1 protein-coding gene is annotated in these 745 nt (G+C 66.0%); it reads right to left on the reverse strand.

Annotated elements, in window-relative coordinates:
- Position 1: 1 nt before the first annotated feature.
- The coding region (locus tag CKO40_RS23820) for a PD-(D/E)XK nuclease domain-containing protein (protein WP_200348940.1) at positions 2-745 on the reverse strand (744 nt) is incomplete at its 5' end.

Here is a 745-nt window from a genome sequence, read left to right on the forward strand (position 1 = left end):
TCTAGCGGGCCGGTTTGTGTTCCTCGCTCGCCACCGCCTCGCGGTGCACCAGCTCCCAGCCGCTGTAGAGCAGCAGGATCGGGTGCAGGGTCGCCTCGCCGAGCTCGGCAGCGATGCGCCGATCGCCGGCATAACGGTGCAGCTGGGCGCGGGCGTCGGCGATGAGCTGTGCGCGCTTGGCGGGCGTGTCGTCCGAGCGGCTGAGGTATTTCAGCTCGATCAGGTAGGCATGGCGCATGTCCGGGTAGCGGAAGTAGAACGGCGCCAGGTAGAGATCGACGAAACCGCCACCCTGCTCGGCCTCGGAGAAGACGCGGAAATAGGGTGAGAGGTTGAGCCAGGCGAGCAGGAAGCCCTGCAGCATCTTCTCGCCTTGCAGGTAGTCACGCACGCTGGCCTGCTGGGCGATCTCCTCGGCCAGATAGTCGAAGAAGCCCTCCCATTGGCCGCGGTAGGCCATCTTGTTGAGCCGATCGGCGAGCTCATAGGTGCTGGGGCGAAACACGCCGACCTCGTCATAGGCCGCACGCAGGTAGCCGTACATGAGCTGGCGGACCGTACGGTTGGGGATCTTGAGCAGTGGCCGGCCCTCGCGCTCGCCGGCAAAGCTGAGCAGGCCGAGGTAGTAGAGCAGCGAGACGAAGTTGTCCTGGCGCAGCAGCCCTTCGGCCGGGAAGCTGGTCTGGATCGGGCTGACCTCCTCGCCGCGCTCGATGATCGCGCGCAGCCGCGAGAAGTTGCCGTT

The sequence above is a fragment of the Halochromatium glycolicum genome, assembly GCF_016584085.1.
GTDB lineage: Bacteria > Pseudomonadota > Gammaproteobacteria > Chromatiales > Chromatiaceae > Lamprobacter > Lamprobacter glycolicus.